Origin of the sequence: Paracraurococcus ruber, assembly GCF_004353985.1 — a bacterium.
In the GTDB taxonomy this organism is placed as follows: domain Bacteria; phylum Pseudomonadota; class Alphaproteobacteria; order Acetobacterales; family Acetobacteraceae; genus Paracraurococcus; species Paracraurococcus ruber.
Map to the genome: position 1 here is coordinate 1 of NZ_SMOA01000113.1, position 16,557 is coordinate 16,557.

At 71.3% G+C, this 16,557-nt stretch carries 12 protein-coding genes and 1 tRNA gene; 5 read left to right on the forward strand and 8 right to left on the reverse strand.

Annotation, left to right across the window (positions count from 1 at the left end; genetic code table 11):
* Nucleotides 1-229 precede the first annotated feature (229 nt).
* Both E2C05_RS18620 and E2C05_RS18625 read right to left on the reverse strand, forming a co-directional pair.
* Entirely contained in the window at nucleotides 230-1,255 is a 1,026-nt protein-coding gene (locus E2C05_RS18620; RefSeq protein ID WP_133221156.1) for an amino acid ABC transporter substrate-binding protein, read from the reverse strand.
* Entirely contained in the window at nucleotides 1,255-1,935 is a 681-nt protein-coding gene (locus E2C05_RS18625; protein ID WP_158292228.1) for an NIPSNAP family protein, read from the reverse strand. The genes E2C05_RS18620 and E2C05_RS18625 overlap by 1 nt, the downstream gene beginning before the upstream one ends.
* A 220-nt stretch (nucleotides 1,936-2,155) precedes the next feature.
* Between E2C05_RS18625 and E2C05_RS18630 the strand changes: the two genes are divergently transcribed.
* Nucleotides 2,156-4,168 carry a methyl-accepting chemotaxis protein gene (locus E2C05_RS18630; protein ID WP_133221158.1) on the forward strand — a complete coding sequence of 671 codons (2,013 nt, stop codon included), beginning with the start codon at nucleotides 2,156-2,158 and terminating at the stop codon, nucleotides 4,166-4,168.
* Between the two features lie 6 nt (nucleotides 4,169-4,174).
* On the opposite strand, the gene E2C05_RS18635 is transcribed toward E2C05_RS18630, so the two are convergent.
* The 5 genes from E2C05_RS18635 to gyrA form a co-directional block, all read right to left on the reverse strand.
* A tRNA-Lys gene (locus E2C05_RS18635) sits at nucleotides 4,175-4,250 on the reverse strand.
* A 73-nt stretch (nucleotides 4,251-4,323) separates the two neighbouring features.
* Nucleotides 4,324-4,959: a peptidylprolyl isomerase gene (locus E2C05_RS18640; RefSeq protein ID WP_133221159.1), complete on the reverse strand. Its 636-nt coding sequence runs from the start codon at nucleotides 4,957-4,959 to the stop codon at nucleotides 4,324-4,326.
* A 26-nt stretch (nucleotides 4,960-4,985) separates the two neighbouring features.
* Entirely contained in the window at nucleotides 4,986-5,534 is a 549-nt protein-coding gene (locus E2C05_RS18645) for a peptidylprolyl isomerase (RefSeq protein ID WP_133221160.1), read from the reverse strand.
* A 29-nt stretch (nucleotides 5,535-5,563) separates the two neighbouring features.
* Nucleotides 5,564-6,076, reverse strand: coding sequence for a pantetheine-phosphate adenylyltransferase (gene coaD, locus E2C05_RS18650; protein WP_133221161.1), 513 nt, complete (start codon nucleotides 6,074-6,076; stop codon nucleotides 5,564-5,566).
* Entirely contained in the window at nucleotides 6,069-8,882 is a 2,814-nt protein-coding gene (gene gyrA / locus E2C05_RS18655; RefSeq protein WP_408901622.1) for a DNA gyrase subunit A, read from the reverse strand. The genes coaD and gyrA overlap by 8 nt, the downstream gene beginning before the upstream one ends.
* A 380-nt stretch (nucleotides 8,883-9,262) precedes the next feature.
* Between gyrA and E2C05_RS18660 the strand changes: the two genes are divergently transcribed.
* A complete protein-coding gene (locus E2C05_RS18660) occupies nucleotides 9,263-10,240 on the forward strand; it encodes a formyltransferase family protein (RefSeq protein ID WP_133221163.1) in 978 nt (325 codons plus the stop codon).
* 517 nt (nucleotides 10,241-10,757) lie between these two features.
* On the opposite strand, the gene ssb is transcribed toward E2C05_RS18660, so the two are convergent.
* Nucleotides 10,758-11,294, reverse strand: a complete 537-nt coding sequence (gene ssb / locus E2C05_RS18665) for a single-stranded DNA-binding protein (RefSeq protein WP_133221164.1) — start codon at nucleotides 11,292-11,294, stop codon at nucleotides 10,758-10,760.
* A 183-nt stretch (nucleotides 11,295-11,477) separates the two neighbouring features.
* On the opposite strand from ssb, the gene uvrA reads away from it, so the two are divergent.
* From uvrA to E2C05_RS18680, 3 genes are all read left to right on the forward strand, one after another.
* Nucleotides 11,478-14,363, forward strand: coding sequence for an excinuclease ABC subunit UvrA (uvrA, locus tag E2C05_RS18670; RefSeq protein WP_133221167.1), 2,886 nt, complete (start codon nucleotides 11,478-11,480; stop codon nucleotides 14,361-14,363).
* A gap of 225 nt (nucleotides 14,364-14,588) precedes the next feature.
* Nucleotides 14,589-14,945, forward strand: coding sequence for a copper resistance protein CopC (locus E2C05_RS18675; RefSeq protein ID WP_133221165.1), 357 nt, complete (start codon nucleotides 14,589-14,591; stop codon nucleotides 14,943-14,945).
* A gap of 297 nt (nucleotides 14,946-15,242) precedes the next feature.
* Nucleotides 15,243-15,935, forward strand: a complete 693-nt coding sequence (locus E2C05_RS18680; protein ID WP_133221166.1) for a PEP-CTERM sorting domain-containing protein — start codon at nucleotides 15,243-15,245, stop codon at nucleotides 15,933-15,935.
* The last annotated feature ends 622 nt before the right edge of the window (nucleotides 15,936-16,557 follow it).

Consider the following 16,557-nt stretch of genomic DNA (forward strand, 5'->3'; position numbering starts at 1 on the left):
GGCGGCGGCGCGATGCTGGGGAATGGCGAGGCGCGCATCCTGCCCGCCCCGGCCGGCATGGCCGGCAATGGGCGGGGGCTGGACGCCTACCGCGCGGCGCCGATTCCCGTCGCCGGCCGGTCCATGCTGCTGCTGCCGCCGCGGCGGTCCTGAGCCGGGGCCGCCACGCCGCCAGGCTGGGCCGGCGCCCTGCCGCCGGGGCAGGCCCCGGCGGCCACCACGGGCCGGGTCAGCGCATCGGCCAGGAATACATCAGGCCGCCTTCGGTCCAGAGCCGGTTCAGCCCCCTCTCCAGCCCGATCGGCGTCTTCGGGCCGAGATGCCGCTCGAACAGCTCCCCGTAATTCCCGATGGCGCGGATGGCGTTGAAGGCCCAGGCGGGGTCGAGCTTGAGCGCCTGGCCGAGCACCGGGTCGGCGCCCAGCAGCCGCCGCACCTCGGGGTTCTGGCTGGCCCGCCGCTGCTCCTCGGCATTCCCGCTGGTGATGCCCAGCTCCTCCGCCTGGATCAGCGCGCTGACCGTCCAGCGCACCACGTCGAACCATTCCTGGTCGTCGCGCCGCACCACCGGGCCATAGGGTTCCTTGCTGAAGCGCTGCGGCAGGATGACGAAGTCGCCCGGGCGGGTGAACTGGCTGCGCAGCGCGGCAAGCTGCGTCGCGTCCGTCCCGATGGCGTCGCAGCGGCCGGCCTGCAGCGCCTGGGCATTGTCCTGCATCCTTTCCTGCAGCAGCGGGGTGAAGCGCAGGGTGTTCGCGCGGAACCAGTCGGTGGTGACCAGCTCGTTCGTCGTGCCCGGGGAGAGGCAGATGGTCATCCCATCCATTCCCTTCGGCTCCGTCACGCCGGCATCCTTGCGGACCATGAAGCCATGGCCGTCATAGAGGTTCACCGTGACCATGCGCAGGCCGAGCGTGGTGTCGCGCGTCATGGTCAGGGTGGTCTGGCGGATCAGCACGTCGATCTCGCCGGATTGCAGCGCGGTGAAGCGCTGCACCGCGGTCAGCGGCACGAAGCGGACCTTGGCCGGGTCGCCATACAGGGCGGCGGCGACGGCGCGGCAGAGATCCGCATCCATGCCGCGCCAGGTGCCCTGGCTGTCCGGCAGGGAGAAGCCGGCGACGCCGACATTGACGCCGCAGTTCAGCGTGCCGCGGGCCTTGACCGTATCGAGCGTCTGGCCGGCCCGCGCCGGCCCGGCGGACAGGAGGCCGAGCGCGAGCAGGCCGGCCGCGAGGGGGAGCAGTCGCCGCATCAGCGGATGGGCGACCAGGGCACGGGCTTCAGGATCATGGTGTTCTGCGCCTTCAGCGCGCCGAGCCCGCCGGTCGCCTTCTGGAACTCCGCCCAGCCCGGATCGGCCATCATCGCCGCCCGCCGCCGGTCGCGGTCGCCCAGCGAGGAATAGGCCCAGGCGAAGACCGCCTGGTTGATCGGCCCGCATTCGGTCACGCAGAAGAACAGCAGCTGGCCGAGCAGCCGGTCCTGCACCGGCTTGCCGAGGCTGCGATAGGCGTCGATCCAGGCGTTGATCCGGCCCGGCTCGAAGTCATAGGTGCGGTGGTCGACGACCATCTGCGTGCCCTCGATCTTCCGCTCGAAGGGCTGGCCGACCTTCTGGATCGGCGAGAAGTCCACCGTCTTCATCAGCTTGGCTTCCTGCATCATCAGCGGCGCGTGCGGCCGCGTCGCCTCCAGGAAGCGCTGCCAGTCGGGATCGGCGTCGCGCCGCTTCAGTCCTTCCTCCCGCGCGTCGATGTCGTCGAAGCCGCGGATGAAGAGCACGCGGTTGATCTGGCCGAATTCGACCGTGAACATGCCCATGAGCGGCGTCAGGGTGCGGGAGGAGGCCGGGCCGCCGATCTCGCCATAGGCCTTCAGCCACATCGGCAGCTTGCCGGGATGCGCGGTGTAGATGCGCTGCTCGATGAACATCGGTTTTCTCCCTCCCCGAACGGCGCCCGTCGGCGCCGGCCGGAGTGGGGCATGGCGCGCCGCGCGGGTCAATCCGGCGGGCCGCGGCACGGCCCGCGCCCGGCCTCGCTCGAGCGCTGCCGGTCGCGGCGTCGGGTCGTTGCCCCGACGGCACGGCTTTACCGGATGCTCATGCCCCGCAGCGTAGGGATGGCCTCGACCGGGCTTCGGGAGAGCGGGCATGGGCAGGCTGGCGCTTTGGCTGCGGGACCTGCGCATCGCCGCGAAGGTGATGATCGCGCTGGCGCTGATGGCGGCCTCCGGCCTGGGGGCGAGCTGGTATGCGGCCAGCCGGATGTCGGCGGTGGATGCGCATTACCGCACCCTCCTTGCCTCGGATGCCGCAGCGGCCCTGATGCTGGTCCGGGCCAATGTCGCCCTGGTGGATAGCGGCCGCCTGCTGAACCTGATGATCGCCACGCCCGAACCCGACCGCATGCAGGCGGTCCAGCAGGAGATGGCGGCGGCGCGCAGCCTGACGCGGGAAAGGCTGGAGATCGCGCGCGCCGCGATGCCGGCCCTGGGCGCGGATATCAACGCGGTCGAGGCCGACTTCCAGCGCGCCATCGACATCGCCGCCGGGATCGAGCAGGCCACGCTGGCGGATGACAATGTGACGGCGATGCGGATCCTGCGCGAGCAGTACTTCCCCTTGGCATCCGCGAGCCGGTTCCGGCTGCGCGACATGTCGGTGGCGACCGAGGAGGCGATGCTCCGCCGTGGCGAGGCGCTGACGGCGGAAACCGCCGCGACGCGGCTGCAGGCCATGCTCGCTGCCGGGCTGGGGGCGGCGTTGTCCACCGCCATCGCGCTCGCGCTCATGCAGTTCGGCGTCTCGCGCCCGGTCGGCCGGCTCTGCGAACGGATGCTGGCCCTGTCGCGCGGCGACAAATCCTCCGCCATCCCCGGGATGGGTCGGCGCGACGAGGTCGGCACCATTGCCGGCGCCGTGGAGCTGTTCCGCCAGGCCGCGCTGGAGAAGGACCGGATCGAGGCCGGGGCCGCGACCGAGCGTTCGGCCCGCGATCGGCGGCAGGCCGCCATGGACCGCCACACCCAGGATTTCGGCGCCTCGGTCTCCGGCGTCATGACGACCCTGGGCGATGCCGCCGAGTCGATGCGCCAGGCTTCGGCCGAGATGGCCCAGGTGGCAGGCCGGACGGGGGAGCGCTGCGCCGGGACCGCCGATGGCGCGGCGCAGAGCGCCCGCGACCTCGGCACCGTCGCCTCGGCGGTCGAGCAGCTGAGCGCCAGCGTCGCCGAGATCTCCCGCCAGGTGGCGCAGGCGGCGGCGTCGGTGCAGGACGCGGTGGGTCGCGCCCGCGCCACGGATGCCACCGTGCGCAGCCTGTCCGAGGCGGCGGGGCAGATCGGCGAGGTGGTGCGGCTGATCAGCGACATCGCCGGCCAGACCAACCTGCTGGCCCTCAACGCGACGATCGAGGCGGCCCGCGCCGGCGAGGCCGGCAAGGGCTTCGCGGTGGTGGCGAGCGAGGTGAAGGCATTGGCCGGGCAGACCGCCAAGGCGACCGAGCAGATCGCCAGCCAGGTCGCCGCCATCCAGGCCGCGACCACCCAGGCGGTCGGCGCGGTGCAGGAGGTCAGCTTGGCGATCGGCCAGGTGGACGAGGTCGCCTCGGCCATCGCCGCGGCGGTCGAGGAGCAGGGCGCCGCGACGCGGGAGATCGCCGCCAGCGTGCAGACCGTGGCGCACCAGAACGAGGCGACGACGCGGTCCATGCAGGAAGTGTCCGGCGAGGCGGAGTCGGCCGGCGAGGCGAGCCGGGAGGTTTTGACGGCGGCGGACAAGGTTTCCCGCGTCGCCGGCGAGCTGCGCGAGGAGGTGGACCAGTTCCTGGCCGCCATGCGCAGCGACGACGGGGAACGGCGCCGCTTCGAGCGGATACCCGCCGGCGAGGCCCGGGCGGTCCTGCGGCCGCGCGGCGGCGGGTCGGACACCGCGGCAGAGATGCTGGACATCTCGCGCGGTGGCCTGGCGCTACGCTGCGGCCTGGTCCTGGCAGCCGGGACGGAGATGGAAATGGACCTGCCCGGCGCGGGCGGACCGGTGGCGGCGCGCGTGGCGCGCGCGGCAAACGGCATCCTGGCCCTTGCCTTCCGGCAGGACCCCGCCACGCTGCAGCGGGTGGACCGGGTGATGGACGGGCTGACGGCACGCGCCCGGGCGGCATGACCGCGATGGTGAGCCGGGTGGGATTCGAACCCACGGCCACGAGATTAAAAGTCCCGTGCTCTACCAGCTGAGCTACCGGCTCCCACGCCGCGGCGGCGCGCGGGAAAAGCGCGCCGCGCGGTGAAAGTCAACCGCGGCGGTCAGCCGCCGGGGGGCTACCCGGCCGGCTGGTCGGCGGCGATGCGCGCCTTGATCAGCCGGTCCGGGCCCTGGACGATGCCGTTGCCGCCGGTGCCGCGCTTGATCTTGTCGACCGCCTCCATGCCGGCGACCACGCGGCCCCAGATGGTGTACTGGCCATCGAGGCTGGCGGCCGGTGCGAACATAATGAAGAACTGGCTGTTCGCGCTGTTGGGGTTCATGGTCCGCGCCATGCCGCAGGTGCCGCGCACGAAGCGCGCCTTGCCCGGCGGGCTGAACTCGGCCGGCAGGTCCTCGTAGCCCTGCTCCCGCGCGCCGCCGGTGCCGGTGCCGGTCGGATCGCCGCCCTGGGCCATGAAGCCCTCGATCACCCGGTGGAAGGGCGTGTTGTCGTAGAAGCCTGCGCGGGCCAGCGTCTTGATGCGGTCCACATGCTGCGGCGCCAGGTCGGGCAGCAGCTCGATGGTCACCGGCCCGTCCTTCAGCTCAAGGATCAGGGTGTTCTCGAGCTTCGGGTCGGGCTCGGCCGGCGCCGCGGCCGCCGGCGCCGCTTCGGCCGCGGGCGCCTCGGTCGCCGGGGTTTCGGCCGCGGTCGCCTCGATCGGGGGCTCGCCCGGGACTTTCTCGGGGTTGCCGGCTTCGTCGCTCATGCCAATGCGTCCTTGTGTGAGGGGGGTCAGGCGGTGGCCAGGCGGGCGCGCAGCAGCCGGTCCGGGCCGCGCACCAGGCCGTTGCTGCCCGGGTCGCCGCGCTTGATCTTGTCCACCGCATCCATGCCGGCGACCACGCGCCCCCAGATGGTGTATTGCCGGTCGAGGCTGGGCGCCGGCGCGAACATGATGAAGAACTGGCTGTTCGCGCTGTTCGGGTTCTGGCTGCGGGCCATGCCGCAGACGCCGCGCAGGAAGCGGTACTTGTCGGTGAACTCCGCCGGCAGGTCGGGCAGGTCGCGCGCGCCGCCGGTGCCGGTGCCGGTCGGGTCGCCGCCCTGGGCCATGAAGCCCTCGATCACCCGGTGGAAGGGCGTGCCGTCGTAGAAGCCGCGCGTCACCAGGGTGGTGATCCGCTCGACATGCTGCGGGGCGACATCCCGCAGCAGCTCGATGGTGACCGGGCCGTCCTTCAGCTCGAACACCACCCGGGAGGCTGGTGCCTGGGCCTGGGCGGAACGCAGGAAGGCAGGGGCGCCAAGCAGGGCGAGGCCCGCGAGATGTCGTCGCAACATGGGGGAAGACTCCGTCCTGGGGGCAGCGCTCAGCCCGGCGCCGGGTTGCGCACCCGGGCCAGCGTGCGTTCCAAGGTCAGCTTCGGCACGAAGGAGGAGACATCGCCGCCAAGCCGGGCGATCTCCTTCACGAAGCGCGAGGAGATGAACTGGTTCGTCTCGCTCGCCATCAGGAACACCGTCTCGATGTCGTGGTCCAGGCGGCGGTTCATGCCGGCCATCTGGAACTCGTAGTCGAAATCCGTCACGGCGCGCAGGCCGCGGATGATCATGCTCGCGCCGACCTCCTGCGCGAAGCCGACCAGCAGCCCCTCGAAGGGCCGCACATCGATCTGGCAGCCGGTCCGCCGGGCGATGGCGTCGGTCTCGGCGCGCACCAGTTCCGCCCGCTCCTCGAGCGGAAAGAGCGGGCCCTTGCCGATGTTCATCGCGACGCCGATCACCAGCCGGTCGAGGATGCGGGCGGCACGGCCGATGACGTCGATATGCCCGTTCGTCACCGGGTCGAAGGTGCCGGGATAGAGGCCGACCCGCTCAGGCATCGGGGGGCGATCCCGTCTCGACCGGCGGCTCGGTCGCGGCCAGCGCGCCCGCCTGCGCGGCGCCGCTGTCCGGCCCGGCCTCGCCCTGGTCGTCGACGACCGGGAAGCAACTCGTCACGCGCTCACCCTCCCCCAAGCGGAGCAGCATGACGCCCAGGCTGCGGCGTCGCGTCAAGCGCACCTGGTCGGCCGGCAGCCGGATCAGCCGGCCGGTATCGGTCACCAGCATGACATCGTCGCCCGGCCGCACCGGGAAGGTGGCCACCACCTCCTTGCCCGTGCGCTTCGAGAACAGCATCCCCTCCAGCCCCTGCCCGCCCCGGCCGGTGATGCGGTAGTCGAAGGCCAGGCTGCGCTTGCCGAAGCCGCCATCGGTGATGGCGAGGATGATCTCCTCAGCCTCCTCCAGCTCCTTCGCGCGTTCGGGGGAGAGGGTGATCTCTTCGGCCGCCTCCTCGCCCTCCTCGCCGGTCGAGGGCACGGCCTCCGCCTCCTCGGCGCCGCTGCCGTTGCGGCGGCGCTGCGCCGCCAGGCGAATCGCCGCCTCGCGCTCGGCAGGCGTCGCCTCGACATGCCGCAGCACGGACAGCGCGATCACCTCGTCGCCCTTGGCCAGCCGGATGCCGCGGACGCCGCTGCTGTCCCGCCCGGCGAAGACCCGCAGCACGTCGTCGGTCGCCTGGAAGCGGATGGCGCGGCCGTTGCGCGTCGCCAGCAGGACGTCGTCGCCCTCCCGGCAGGTCTGCACGCCGATCAGCGAATCGCCGTCCTCCAGCTTCATCGCGATCAGGCCGGCGGCGCGGACATTGCGGAAATCGGAGAGCTTGTTGCGCCGGACATTGCCCGAGGCCGTGCCGAAGACGAGGTGCAGCCCTTCCCACAGGCTCTCATCCTGCGGCAGCGGCAGCACGGCGGTGATCTGCTCGCCTTCCTGCAAGGCCAGCACCTGGCGCAGGCTGCGCCCCTTGCCGGTGGCACCGCCTTCCGGCAGCTGCCAGACCTTCTCGCGGAAGGCCATGCCGCGGCTGGTGAAGAACAGCACCCATTGGTGGGTATGCGCGATGAAGCTGCGGACGACGACATCGTCCTGCCGGGTGGAGGCGGCGCTGCGGCCGCGGCCGCCGCGGTTCTGCGCCCGGAAGGTGTCGAGGCCGGTGCGCTTGACATAGCCGTCGCGCGTCAGCGTCACCACCATGGTGCCCGGCTCGATCAGGCTCTCGTCGTCGACATCGGCGATGCCGTCGACGATCTGGGTCAGCCGCGGCGAGGCGATCGCGGCGCGCACGGCGCGCAGCTCCTCGGCCATCACCTCCATCCGGCGCGGATGGCTGCCGAGGATCTCCAGCAACTCGCGGATGCGGGCGGCGATCTCCTCCAGCTCGGCGGTGATCTTCTCCCGCTCGAGGCCGGTCAGGCGGTTCAGGGTCAGTGCCAGGATGCCGCGGGCCTGGGCGTCGGTCAGGCGCACCGTGCCTTCCGGCGTCACCAGGTTGCCGGCATCCTCGACCAGCGCCAGCAGCACGCCGATATCGCCCGCCGGCCAGTCGCGCGCCATCAGCGCGGCGCGCGCCTCCACGCCGTCGCGGCTGGCGCGGATCAGCCGGATGACCTCGTCGATATTGGCGACCGCGATGGCCAGGCCGATCAGCAGGTGGCCGCGTTCCCGCGCCTTGGCCAGCCGGTAGCGGGACCGGCGCAGGATCACCTCCTCGCGGAAGGCGATGAAGGCCTTCAGCGCGTCGATCAGCCCCATCTGCCGCGGCCGGCCGTTGTCGAGCGCGAGGAAGTTGACCGGGAACGACGTCTGCAGCTGCGTCATGCGGTAGAGCTGGTTCAGCACCACCTCCGCCGTCGCGTCGCGCTTGAGCTCAATGACGATCCGCATGCCGTCGCGGTCGCTCTCGTCCCGCAGGTCGGAGATGCCCTCGATCGCCTTGGCGCGGACCAGCTCGGCGATCTTCTCGATCAGGTTCGCCTTGTTGACCTGGAAGGGGATCTCGGTGGCGATGATGGCCTGGCGGCCGCCGCGCATGTCCTCGATCTCGCAGCGCGCGCGCAGCGGGATGGAGCCGCGGCCGGTCTCGAAGGCCGAACGGATGCCGGCGCGGCCGAGGATCAGCGCGCCGGTCGGGAAATCCGGCCCGGGGATGATCTTCATGAGCTCGGGCAGCGGGGTGTCCGGCTCCGCGATCAGCGCCAGCGCCGCGTCGATCACCTCCCCCGGGTTGTGCGTCGGGATGTTGGTCGCCATGCCGACCGCGATGCCCTGCGCGCCGTTCACCAGCAGGTTCGGGAAGGCGGCCGGCAGGACGCGCGGCTCATGCTCCGATTCGTCGTAGTTCGGCTGGAAGTCGACGGTGTCCTCGTCGATCCCCTCGAGCAGGGCGGAGGCGGCGCGGGCCAGGCGCACCTCCGTGTAGCGCATCTGGGCCGGCGGGTCGCCGTCCATGCTGCCGAAATTGCCCTGGCCGTCGATCAGCGGCACCCGCATGGAGAAGGACTGCGCCATGCGGACCATGGCGTCGTAGATCGCGGCGTCGCCATGCGGATGATACTTGCCCATGACGTCGCCGACCACGCGGGCCGACTTCCGGTGCGGCTTGTCCGCGGTGTAGCCGCTTTCCTGCATGGCATAGAGGATGCGGCGATGCACCGGCTTCAGCCCGTCGCGCGCATCGGGCAGCGCGCGCGAGACGATCACGCTCATCGCGTAGTCGAGGTAGGAGCGGCGCATCTCCTCCTCGAGGGTGACGGGCACGGCATCCTCGGGGCGGATCCCGCCGCCGCCGTCGGTCGTATCGCTCACGCTGTCCACTTTCCTGGCCACCGGCGGTCCCGGCCTGCATCGCCGGGCGCCGCGCGGATTGCCGCAGGGATCGAAGGGACCCCGGCATCATCCCTCCATTATAGTGATTCGGCCGCCTTGCGGCAAACCGCACCAGCATTGGTTGCAATGCCCCAGTCCGGTTGCAGAATAGATCAGCAGAACACGCGGCCGTGCATTGATTTGACCATGAGTTGCTCAATACACCGGTCACACCTATGTGGAGTTGCATAGTGTGAGAAAAGACCAGGCAGGAGGTTGTCGTCCCGGATGATCGCTCAACCATCCCAGACCCACCCGGTGCGCCGCCGGGACGCAGCGCCCTGCCCTGTCGCCTCGGCCAACTCACAGGATTCCGCAGCATGACGTCCGGCCATCCGAATACCGTCCCCCCCGCCTGGCTGGCGGCGCTTCCCGCTGGCTGCACCGCCCGCCCGCTGGAGGGCGCGCGCTGGGGGCAGCTGCTGATGCCGCCCGCCCTGCCGCCTTCTGCCGCGCCGCAGGGCCAGCTGCGCCTGGTGCTCTTCGCCAGCTTCTGGATCGGTCAGGCGACGCTGCAGGCCGCGCTCGCCTATCAGCGGCGCTTTCCAGAACGTCTCAGGATCGTCGGGCTGGTGACAGACGATCCGGTGAGCCCGCAGGCCCGCATCAGCCTGCGCAAGCGGGCCTGGTCGATCATGCCGCCGGCGGAGCGGCTGCAGGTCAAGCTTGGGCTGCTGCGCACCGCGCTGGCGGCCGGCATCCCGGTCTATACCGGCGAGATCAAGACGCCCGGCTTCCGCCAGGCGCTGGGGCAATGGCGGCCGGATGCGCTGGTGACCTGCGGCTTCGGCCAGGTGCTCGACCGGCCGATCCTGGATGCGCTGCCCTACGGCGCCTACAACTGCCATCCGACGGATTTGGCGAATGGCCATGGCGCCGGGCCGTCCCCCTGGGACGACATGGTGACGCGCGGCGTGTTCCATACGGTCTGGTCGGTGCACCGGATGATCGAGCAGGTGGATGCCGGCCCGGTGATCGGCCAGTCGCCGCCCATCCATGTCGGCGATGCCTCGGGGCGCCTGATCGCGGATGCGCGTTGCTTCTTCTACAAGGTGGTGCCGGGCGTGGCGCCGATGATCCTGCGGCTGGTGGACAGCCTGGCGGCGCGCCGGGGCACGGGCCGGCCCGGCCTGCTGCAGGCCATCGACATCCCGGGCGCCGTGTCGCCGGCGCTGCGGGCGCGCCTGGCCGCGCCTGTGGCCATCGGCTGGCAGGACCTGACGATCCCGGTGCCGGGCGAGGCGGACTTCGCCGCGCTCCATCCGCCGATGGTCGAGGACATGGCGGCGGCGGGCTAGAGCAGGTCCCGATCAGGTGGAAGCACATGATCGGGTGACAATGCCCGTAGACTAGAAAGGCTGGAGCGGTTGGCGTGAGCCATGGCGAACGGACGCCGCTCCAGTGTCCTGCCCGCGCAGTTCGCAGCCACTGGCTGCGAAGGCAGCGGATCAGCAGGCCACTGCCGACAAAGGCGAGTGATCCGAACCGAAGTTCGCCGCCAGTGGCGGCAAACTTCGGCTTCGGGGCACCAGGCCGGGACGCCACCGGGCGCCAAGGCGCTGCGGCGGCAGCCGTCCGGGTTCCGCCTGAGGGAGGCCCGCCACGGGCGGGAACCGGGCACGGCGCGAGAGCTGCCCCCCGTCGCGCCAGGCCGTGCCGCCCGCCTGAAAGGGACGGTCTGGCCAAAGGCCCCGGCCTGTCCCTCCGGCGCGAATCACTACGGCCGGCGCGGCCCCTCTCCGGCATGATCCGGGTTACCCTGCATGCCAGGGTGGACGCGCGGGCCGCAGCCATGGCCCGCGCGACGCGGCCGCGTCAGAAGGGAATGTCGTCGTCCAGGTCGGCGCCGCCCTTGGGCTTGCTGTCCCACCCGCCGCCACCGCCACCGCCACCGCCACTCCGGCCACCGCCGCCGCTGCGCTCCCCGCCGCCATAGCCGCCGGAGGAGCGGCCGCCATAGCCGCCACCGCCGCCGCCTTCCCCGCCCTCGCCGCCGCCGCCGCGGCCGTCGAGCAGCGTCAGCTCACCCTTGAAGCGGCCGATCACCACCTCGGTGATCTCCCGCTCCTGTCCGTCCTTGTCGGTGAATTTGCGACTCTCGAGCGCGCCTTCGAGATACACCTTGCTGCCCTTGCGCAGGTACTTCTCAGCGATCTCGCCCAGCTTCTCGTTGAAGATGGCGACGCGGTGCCACTGCGTCTTCTCCTTCCGCTCGCCGGAGGCGCGGTCGTTCCAGCTCTCGCTGGTGGCGACGGAAAACGAGACGACCTTGCCGCCCGACTGCATGTTGCGGGCTTCCGGGTCACGCCCCAGATTGCCCACCAGGATCACCTTGTTCACGCTGCCGGCCATGCCGCCCAACCCCTGGATTCCAGCGGACAGCATACCGGCTGGCCCCCGCGGGAACCAGCCTGGGCGCATGCCGGGGACCTGACGAGGCCCCTTCCCGCCGCCCGAATATGGTGGCATCCCACCAAGAACACAATGCGAACCTGGGCTGCGGCCCGGGCCCCTGGAGCGACCCCGATGGCCAGCATGCCTGCCCCTGTGGCGAACCCCCTTGCCGCCGGCCAGATCCGCATCCGGGGCGCCCGCACCCACAACCTGAAGAATCTCGACCTCGACATCCCGCGCGGCACGCTGACGGTCATCACCGGCCTGTCCGGCAGCGGCAAGTCGTCGCTCGCCTTCGACACCATCTATGCCGAGGGCCAGCGACGCTATGTCGAGTCGCTGTCGGCCTATGCCCGGCAATTCCTGCAGCTCATGCAGAAGCCCGACGTGGACAGCATCGAAGGGCTGTCGCCGGCGATCTCCATCGAGCAGAAGACCACCAGCCACAACCCGCGCTCCACCGTCGGCACGGTCACCGAGATCCATGACTACATGCGCCTGCTCTGGGCGCGGGTCGGCGTGCCCTATTCGCCCGCGACCGGATTGCCGATCGAGGCGCAGACTGTCTCCCAGATGGTGGACCGCGTGCTGGCCATGCCGGAAGGCACGCGGCTGCTGCTGCTGGCGCCCGTGGTGCGCGGCAAGAAGGGGGAGTACCGCAAGGAGCTGGCGGAGTGGCAGCGCCGCGGCTTCGAGCGGGTGAAGGTGGACGGCACGCTGGTGACGATCGCCGAGGCGCCGAAGCTCGACAAGAAATTCAAGCACGATATCGAGATCGTGGTGGACCGCATCGTGGTCCGCGACGGGATCGCGCCGCGCCTGGCCGACAGCTTCGAGACCGCTCTCGCGCTGGCCGACGGCATCGCCTATGCCGAGAATGCCGACACCGGGGACCGCACGGTGTTCAGCGCAAAATTCGCCTGTCCGGAATCCGGCTTCACCATCGAGGAGATCGAGCCGCGGCTCTTCTCCTTCAACAGCCCGCAGGGCGCCTGCCCCACCTGCGACGGGCTGGGCACGCAAAGCTTCTTCGACCCGCAGCTTGTCGTGCCGGACGAGCTGCGCAGCCTGGCGGAAGGCGCCGTCGTGCCCTGGGCCGGCGCGCAGTCGCCCTACTACGACCAGACCCTCGAAAGCTTGGCGCGGCACTTCAAGGTGCAGACCAGCACCCCTTGGGCGGAGCTGCCGGCCAAGGTGCGCAAGGCCATCCTCAGCGGCACCGGCGAGGAGGTGGTCGTCCTGCGCTACAAGGACGGGCTGCGCGCCTATGACGTGAAGAAGCCTTTTGAGGGCGTGCTGCCCAACCTGGAGCGGCGCTTCCGCGAGACGGACAATCCCTGGGTCCGCGAGGATCTCACCCGCTACCAGGCGGAGAAGCCCTGCGACGCCTGCAAGGGGTTCCGCCTGAAGCCGGAGGCGCTGGCGGTGAAGGTCGCGGGCAGCCATATCGGCGATGCCTCCACCCTTTCCATCCGCAAGTCGCGGGAATGGTTCGCCGGCGTCATGGCAACGCTGACGCCGCAGCGGCAGGAGATCGCGCGGCGGATCCTGCGGGAGATCGAGGAGCGCCTGCAATTCCTGGTGGATGTCGGGCTGGACTACCTCTCGCTCGGCCGTTCCTCGGCGACGCTGTCGGGCGGCGAATCGCAGCGCATCCGCCTGGCCTCGCAGATCGGCAGCGGCCTGACCGGCGTGCTCTATGTGCTGGACGAGCCCAGCATCGGCCTGCACCAGCGCGACAACGAACGCCTGCTCGCCACGCTGCGGCGGCTGCGCGACCTCGGCAACACCGTCCTGGTCGTCGAGCATGACGAGGACGCCATCCGCGCCGCCGACCACCTGGTGGATATCGGCCCCGCCGCCGGCGCCGGCGGCGGCCGCGTCATCGCCCAGGGCACGCCGGCCGAGGTCGCCGCCAACCCCGCCAGCCTCACCGGCGACTACCTGGCCGGCCGCCGCCGGATCGAGGTGCCGGAGGCCCGCCGCAAGATCGACCGCAAGCGCCTGCTGAAGGTGGTCGGCGCCCGCGGCAACAATTTGAAGGACGTCTCCGCCGAATTCCCGCTGGGCACCTTCACCTGCGTCACCGGCGTGTCGGGCGGGGGCAAATCCACCCTGGTGATCGAGACGCTTTACAAGGCCGCGGCGCGCCGGCTGATGGGCGCGGGCACGGTGCCGGCGCCGCACGAGAAGCTCGACGGCCTCGACCAGCTCGACAAGATCATCGACATCGACCAGTCGCCGATCGGCCGCACGCCGCGTTCCAACCCGGCGACCTATACGGGCCTGTTTGCCCCGATCCGCGACTGGTTCAGCGAGCTGCCGGAAAGCCGGGCGCGCGGCTACAAGCCCGGCCGCTTCAGCTTCAACGTGAAGGGCGGCCGTTGCGAGGCCTGCCAGGGCGACGGCGTCATCAAGATCGAGATGCACTTCCTGCCCGATGTCTACGTCACCTGCGATGCCTGCAAGGGCAAGCGCTACAACCGCGAGACGCTGGAGGTGAAGTTCCGCGGGAAGAGCATCGCCGACGTGCTGGAGATGACGGTAGAGGAGGGCGTGGAGTTCTTCTCCGCCGTGCCCGCCATCGCCGAGAAGCTGCGCGTGCTGAAGGAGGTCGGGCTGGGCTACATCCATCTCGGCCAGCAGGCAACGACGCTGTCGGGCGGGGAGGCGCAGCGCATCAAGCTCTCGAAGGAGCTCTCCCGCCGCGCCACTGGCCGCACGCTCTACATCCTCGACGAGCCGACCACCGGCCTGCATTTCGAGGATGTGCGCAAGCTGCTGGAGGTGCTGCATGCGCTGGTCGAGGCCGGCAACACCGTGGTGGTGATCGAGCACAACCTCGAGGTCATCAAGACCGCCGACTGGATCCTGGACCTGGGGCCGGAGGGGGGCGATGGCGGCGGCCGCATCGTCGCCGCCGGGACGCCGGAGGAGGTGGCGGCGACCGAGGGCAGCCATACCGGCCGGTTCCTCGCGCCGCTGCTGGCTGCGCCGGCGCCGGCACGGCGGCGCAAGCGTGCCTGAGGCGCCCTGCCGGCGCAGGCCGCGGGACGCACCGGCGCCCGGCAGGTGATCCGCCGGCGCGACCCGGACCTGCGGCGCAGGCGGGTTCCGGGTTGAGCCGCCTGGCGCCGCGCCGCCGTCGCGGCCTGTGGCGAGGCAGCGCGGGCATGCCCGGGGCGTAACCCCCCGCCCGTCCCGTGCGATGGAGTTGGGTGCCGGGAACCACCGGTCCGGGAGCCGCCTCCGATGCCTGTCCGCGCCGCCGTCACCCTGGGACTGATCCTGGCCTTCGCCCCGCCGGCCGCGGCCGAGCCGCCGCGGATGGTGCAGTCCTCGCCGGTCGCCCGCAGCGCCATGGACGGGTCGCGGCAGGAGATCTGGGTGCGCTTCGACCATCCGGTCGACCACAACACCTCCCGGCTGCTGGTGCTGCAGGGCGGTTCGCTGGTCCGGGCGCTGCACCCGCGGCTCGACGCCTCGCCGGATACGCTCTACGCCCTGGCCGGCAGCCTGGCACCGGGCGAATACCTGCTGCGGTGGGAGGCTAGGTCCCGCCGCACCGGCGAGATGGCCGAGGGCAGCCTTCCCTTCACCGTGCGGTAGCGCCGAGGACAGCCGGACGCCCTGGCCTGCCGGGCGGATCGACGGCGCGTGCCTGCGTGCAAGCGCCAGGTCCATCACTCTCTACGCAACGGCTGGGACACGCTGGCCGAGCGTCGCGGTCTCCGGCGACACGGATGGGAGATCTGCTCAGCCGGCGAAACATCGCGTCGGAAAATCTTACAACCGCAGGACCCTCGCGATTACGTTAAATGCAAGTCTTTGAAATTACACTGTCTCACCAGTTGGCACGCTTCTTGGATTTGTTCTTGCACTTACCGCAAATCGCAGGAGCATCCCATGTCCCTCCGCACCACCCTCCTCGGCCTGGCCCTCGGCGTCGCCCTCGCCGCCCCGGCGACGGCCGCCAACCTGGTGGCGAATGGCAGCTTCGAACTCGGCAGCAACGGTCTGCAGGGCTGGAGCATCGGCGGCACCGACGGCCAGGGCTATCCGCCCGTCGCCATCCAGTACAACGCCGCCGCCGCCTACCCGACCGGCGCCTTCGGCGAGGCGGTGCCCGTGGCGAATGCCGCGACCAACTCGCCCGACGCGGCCGGCGAGCGCGCGGCCTATTTCGTCACCGACTTCGCCACCAACCAGAGCCTGACGCAGAGCGTCTTCCTGGCCACTGGCCTCTATCAGATCGGCTTCAGCGCCTATGCCCCGCAGAACGGCTACAACAATGCGGGTGATGCCCGGTTCAAGGGGATGATCGCCGGCGTCACCCTCGCGGACTACTCGGTGAAGGGCGGGATGGCGCGGACCTGGCAGAGCTTCCAGGGCTCCACCACCATCATGGCGGCCGGCGTCTACACGATCGAGTTCGCCTTCAACACGAGCCTCTTCCCGTCGGCCGATGTGGTCATCGACCGCGTCTACATCATCCCGGGCAACCCGCCGGTCCCCGGCGTGCCGGAGCCGGCGAGCCTGGCGCTGCTCGGCGCCGGCCTGCTCGGCCTGGGCGCCGCCCGCCGCGCCCGGCGGGCCTGAGGCCTTCGGCCCGAGGATGCGGGCGGCGGCCAGCAGGACCGTCCGGAGGGACGAGCCCATGGCCCGCCGGCCGCCATCGCCCGCGGCGCTGCCCGATGCGGATGGCGGCCGCGGGTGACTGCCGACGCGCGCCGAACGCGATTGCCGGCGGCCACGGCCGCAGCGCCCTTCCGCAAGCGGCACCCGGCGGGGTCGCGGGCCGCGCGGGAAGCGCAGGCTGCTCCAGGCCCGCAGGCACCCGATGCGCCGACCCGGCGCAACCAGCCGGCCCCGGCAGACCGCCTTCCGCATGAGACGAGGCGCCCACCGGCTGAACGGCCGGCACGCGTCGAGCATCGCGGGGACGCCCCGGATGGCGGTGACCGGCGCCCGAGCCGTCGACTCCTCGGCCGACTCACGCTGACGCACCCTGCAGCCGATGCTGCATTGCCCTGGCCCGATGGCGATGGAACAGCATGACGCTCCCCGGCATCTGCGCCGATGTCGGACTCCGCCCTACACGCGGCCGATGAGCCCCGCGGCCAGCACGGCCAGCCGGTCGCCCAGCCCGCGCGGCGCCGGCACCCGGCGTCCGCCGGCGATGCGCCGCAGGTCCCGGCGCAGCAGGACCAGCGGCAGCGCC

Excerpts from the sequence above, each read along its gene's own strand:
- E2C05_RS18620 (WP_133221156.1), bottom strand. The coding sequence starts at position 1,255 with ATGCGGCGACTGCTCCCCCTCGCGGCCGGCCTGCTCGCGCTCGGCCTC.
- E2C05_RS18625 (WP_158292228.1), bottom strand. The coding sequence starts at position 1,935 with ATGTTCATCGAGCAGCGCATCTACACCGCGCATCCCGGCAAGCTGCCG.
- E2C05_RS18630 (WP_133221158.1), top strand. The coding sequence starts at position 2,156 with ATGGGCAGGCTGGCGCTTTGGCTGCGGGACCTGCGCATCGCCGCGAAG.
- E2C05_RS18640 (WP_133221159.1), bottom strand. The coding sequence starts at position 4,959 with ATGAGCGACGAAGCCGGCAACCCCGAGAAAGTCCCGGGCGAGCCCCCG.
- E2C05_RS18645 (WP_133221160.1), bottom strand. The coding sequence starts at position 5,534 with ATGTTGCGACGACATCTCGCGGGCCTCGCCCTGCTTGGCGCCCCTGCC.
- coaD (WP_133221161.1), bottom strand. The coding sequence starts at position 6,076 with ATGCCTGAGCGGGTCGGCCTCTATCCCGGCACCTTCGACCCGGTGACG.
- E2C05_RS18660 (WP_133221163.1), top strand. The coding sequence starts at position 9,263 with ATGACGTCCGGCCATCCGAATACCGTCCCCCCCGCCTGGCTGGCGGCG.
- ssb (WP_133221164.1), bottom strand. The coding sequence starts at position 11,294 with ATGGCCGGCAGCGTGAACAAGGTGATCCTGGTGGGCAATCTGGGGCGT.
- uvrA (WP_133221167.1), top strand. The coding sequence starts at position 11,478 with ATGCCTGCCCCTGTGGCGAACCCCCTTGCCGCCGGCCAGATCCGCATC.
- E2C05_RS18675 (WP_133221165.1), top strand. The coding sequence starts at position 14,589 with ATGCCTGTCCGCGCCGCCGTCACCCTGGGACTGATCCTGGCCTTCGCC.
- E2C05_RS18680 (WP_133221166.1), top strand. The coding sequence starts at position 15,243 with ATGTCCCTCCGCACCACCCTCCTCGGCCTGGCCCTCGGCGTCGCCCTC.